The sequence below is a fragment of the Kaarinaea lacus genome (genome assembly GCF_975902315.1).
This window is the reverse complement of the sequence record NZ_CDLKIE010000333.1, coordinates 1-3,783: the sequence shown is the minus strand read 5'-3', so window position 1 is coordinate 3,783 and position 3,783 is coordinate 1. Positions and strand designations below refer to the sequence as shown.

The 3,783-nt window shown below is 43.2% G+C and carries 5 protein-coding genes; 3 read left to right on the top strand and 2 right to left on the bottom strand.

Annotated features, from left to right (window positions below):
• Together ACWVCM_RS10775 and ACWVCM_RS10770 are read left to right on the top strand one after the other, a co-directional pair.
• On the top strand, nt 1-215 hold a 215-nt coding region (locus tag ACWVCM_RS10775), incomplete at its 5' end, for an OmpA/MotB family protein (protein WP_455201757.1).
• Nucleotides 216-481: 266 nt separating this feature from the next.
• A complete protein-coding gene (locus tag ACWVCM_RS10770) occupies nt 482-1,603 on the top strand; it encodes a 6-phosphofructokinase (RefSeq protein ID WP_455201756.1) in 1,122 nt (373 codons plus the stop codon).
• A 241-nt stretch (nt 1,604-1,844) separates the two neighbouring features.
• Here ACWVCM_RS10770 and ACWVCM_RS10765 read toward each other — a convergent pair whose 3' ends face one another.
• Nucleotides 1,845-2,435, bottom strand: coding sequence for a tetratricopeptide repeat protein (locus ACWVCM_RS10765; protein WP_455201755.1), 591 nt, complete (start codon nt 2,433-2,435; stop codon nt 1,845-1,847).
• 136 nt (nt 2,436-2,571) lie between these two features.
• The gene (locus tag ACWVCM_RS10760; RefSeq protein ID WP_455201754.1) at nt 2,572-3,045 is read right to left on the bottom strand and encodes a hypothetical protein; all 474 of its coding nucleotides are present in this window, start codon (nt 3,043-3,045) and stop codon (nt 2,572-2,574) included.
• Between the two features lie 268 nt (nt 3,046-3,313).
• On the opposite strand from ACWVCM_RS10760, the gene ACWVCM_RS10755 reads away from it, so the two are divergent.
• A complete protein-coding gene (locus tag ACWVCM_RS10755; RefSeq protein WP_455201753.1) occupies nt 3,314-3,709 on the top strand; it encodes a hypothetical protein in 396 nt (131 codons plus the stop codon).
• The last annotated feature ends 74 nt before the right edge of the window (nt 3,710-3,783 follow it).

Sequence of the window (3,783 nt, the reverse complement as noted above, 5' to 3'; positions counted from 1 at the left end):
TACGTGGCAGTCTTACTCAAAAGTTTCCGACCAATTGGGAATTAGCAGGAGCACGCGCTGCCAGCGTCGTAAGGTTGCTCGAAAAGCAAGGCGTTGACAAATCAAAATTAACCGCGGTTTCCTATGGTGAAAACCAACCCGTGGAGAGCAATGACACCGCCGAAGGCCGCTCCCAAAATCGCCGTATTGAGATTCGAATGCGGCCGGTAGAATAGTTCTACTTATTACCTTACTGAAATACATTTTACTCACGGCAAATAGTGAAACTAACTTCGCTATTTGCCGTTTCCCGTCTCAGGAATACCAGTACCTGTAGTTCGTTTCTGACGCGTTGTAAAACTAATATTTCGCTGAAATTGACACAGCCTCCGTTGACGAGTATCGAAGCACTTTTAAAATAGCAGCGATTGATCGCAAAGTTTTCCATTTTGCCAAGTTCTGTTACTCTTACCGCAATATATAACAGATAATAAGGATAATTATGGCAAAGCACATTGGTATTCTTACCGCGGGTGGTGATTGCCCTGGACTAAACGCCGCTATTCGTGGGGTTGGAAAATCTGCCCAGCGGAACTACGACATCGAAGTGATAGGTTTTCGCAGCGGATTTCGTGGATTAATGGAAAACCAAACCGTTCGCCTCGATGGTGATGTGTTGTCAGGCATATTGACTGTCGGAGGTACCATCCTGGGTACCAGTCGAGATAAACCAAATCGCATGACAATTGCCGGCAAGGTACAGGATATGACTGATGTCATCGTGGAAAATTACCATGCCAATCATCTCGATGCACTGGTGTGTCTGGGCGGCGGTGGCACACACAAGAATGCATTGCACTTGATGAATAATGGCCTGAACGTCATTACGCTGCCCAAGACCATCGATAATGACGTGGCAAAAACCGATATCACTTTTGGTTTTTCAACCGCGATGGATATTGCCACCGAAGCCATTGATCGATTACACAGTACTGCGCATAGCCATCATCGAATAATAATTGTCGAAATCATGGGCCATCGCGCTGGCTGGTTAGCCCTTGGATCCGGTATTGCAGGTGGTGCAGACGTGATTTTGATTCCGGAAATCCCCTACGAAATTGAAAGCGTTGCGGAGGCTATTAAAAATCGGGCTCGCAGCGGGAAAAAATTCAGTATCGTTGCTGTGGCTGAAGGTGCGCTTTCAAAACCAGACCATGAAAAAATTGCAGCTCTCGAAGCCAAAAGAGAATTGACCGAATCCAAAGATCAGCGCAAACAAATCAAGAAAGACATTAAAAAATTCGAAGAACAACAGGTTGATCACAGCTTCCTCCTGGCAAAACAACTGGAAGAACTCACTGGATTGGAGTCGAGAGTATCTATTCTCGGTCATTTACAACGCGGTGGCACACCGTCAGCGAATGACCGACTGCTTGCGACACGATTGGGCACCGCCTGTGCCGATCTGATTAGCCAGGGACAGTTTGGTGTCATGGTTGCAGCACGCGGCGAAGGTTATGAGCCTGTACCGATCGAAGAAGTCGCGGGTAATCGCAAAATTGTTCCCATTGACCATCCCTGGGTAGTTAGCGCCAGGCAGGTTGGCACTAATTTCGGTGATTAATAACTGGTCAATAATTAATCATTCGTAGTTTTGTATTGAACAGCCAATGCCTGTTAAGTCTCCGTTCAGCTAAGCAACCGTACACTTGCGCTCGTAGGTAAAAAGTTTTGGTTTTTGTAACCTTAACTCCTCTATGTACGTTGTCTATGATCAAAAAGCCCGTTCGATCCCCCGGCGGGCTTTTTTTCTGCCTGTTTATCCTGACTATTACTTCATTGAGTTACTTTAGCCGTCCTGACGTTTATTTCCTGGCTTGCCAATCTAATGCAAGTTGTTCTGCTTTTTGAATTTCTTCCACAGTCATACGTTTTCTGAATATCGAACGTATCCTGCCTTGCCCTGTAATTGCTAACTGGCACAATCGTCGGCGCTCGTCTTCACTTATATTCCTTTCAAACTCAATCGTGCCGGGCGCACACCTTGCGGTACCCGCTTCTGCCAGTTTTAGCCATTTATACCCCTCAATGTCATTCAGATTCTCTAGCAGTCGATGTGCATATAAATTCGCTATGTTCTGTTGCGATGGGATGTAAGCTTTTTCCGCGGCCCTTAAATACCACTGCATTGCCTGTTGATAGTCTTTATCCAGGCCATACAAACCATTGTTAAAGGCAATGCCCGTTTTGTGGCAACCATAGTTGTTTCCAAGCTCGCAAGCCTCTTTGAATGCAGCCAAAGCTGCGTCTTTCTCTTTCACATTTGCGTCAGATAGTACTTTTAATCCTTTATCCAGCACCACTTCGTCAGGCGTTGGCTGGCTATCATGCTTGTCAGTATGTGCGCAACCCAACAAAAACAGGCATACAACGGCAATGTAATTCCAGTTTTTCATGTCTATTCTCAAAATGTCGTCGAGTTTAAGAAAAATCTTAGACAATGTGATCGAAAATGAAAGGCAGGGAGGAGAATTTAAATTAGCAAGCAAAGGCGTTGCTTATACCAGGTGGGATTTGATCAAAGTAGAATTTTTATTCTCTTTTGATATTAAAACGATAGCGAATTCCTATCAATACATCCATGCCTACATTGGTGCTTGGGTATACGTTTACCCTGGGAGCCAGTTCACCAAAGGTGTCTACTGGAACATCGCTAAAAAAGTAATTTAGTCCAAAGGGAATCCGTACCCCAACTTCACTGTCATCACTTTTATCTGCAAACGTAACTCGAACACCGCCCCCATAATAGAAGGCAAGACGTGCATCTTCCAACTGGAATTTATCAAAGTCGTGGAAGAGGACATCGGCATGCATTTTATACTCATTAGAATCGAACGACCATTCACCGAATAAATCAATCGCTGTTTTTTCCGAGGTCCAGTACTTTCCTATGAATCCGTTTGGACTGCCGACAGCGATACCAAGATCAAATTCACCTTTTTCTGCATGTGCAGTAAAAGATGCCAACATCACCCCTAACAATACTATTCCTTGTAAAATTCGCATCCCTCTATCGCCCCACACTATTATTTGATGTTTGAATTATTTTGTATCGTTATATCACAGTTGCACAAATATATCCCGTCTCGCAATGAACAAATCATTTTGAATTTATTGAAATTATTACTGAAGTTGATATCAGCAGCAACTTTAATAATGTTTACTGTTATGTTCGCAGACTCTCCCTATTGCTAAATATCGTTGCTGCTCGTATTTTGAATTTCGTCACATATTCTGGTTAAAAATGGGCTCTCTCGAGACGACTATAACCAGTATGAACATCAGACCTGCCCACAATACTTATCTGTTGCTTCCACCATCAATGCTACGGGTTGTGATCACCTATTTTGTTGGTTGTTTACTTGTTGCATGCGGTGCGACGCCAGAATCTAATATCGCTCAAAACATCGATACGCAAGCTTCTACACCGCACAAAATTGCAATCGTCAACGCATCACCCAATGTCATTAATTCAATTCGATACAAACCCTGTGGTTCACAGGATAATCGTTACCAATACCTTACAGGCAACCTTCGGCCTAATGAAAAATTTTCCATAAACGTCTATTCTCAATGCGTGGACCTGATCGCCACCAACGCGTTTAAAAAAAATCTGGTAGACGTTAAAAACGTTGATTTAAGCAAAATAAAAACCTGGACAATTAAATAACTTCAATTTATTTTCTATTCTAGTTCCATTGCTTTATTAGATTCATTCGTCAGGCTTTTTTAAATCATGTCAAC

Coding starts and splice junctions, on each gene's coding strand:
- ACWVCM_RS10770 (WP_455201756.1), top strand. CDS start 482: ATGGCAAAGCACATTGGTATTCTTACCGCGGGTGGTGATTGCCCTGGA.
- ACWVCM_RS10765 (WP_455201755.1), bottom strand. CDS start 2,435: ATGAAAAACTGGAATTACATTGCCGTTGTATGCCTGTTTTTGTTGGGT.
- ACWVCM_RS10760 (WP_455201754.1), bottom strand. CDS start 3,045: ATGCGAATTTTACAAGGAATAGTATTGTTAGGGGTGATGTTGGCATCT.
- ACWVCM_RS10755 (WP_455201753.1), top strand. CDS start 3,314: ATGAACATCAGACCTGCCCACAATACTTATCTGTTGCTTCCACCATCA.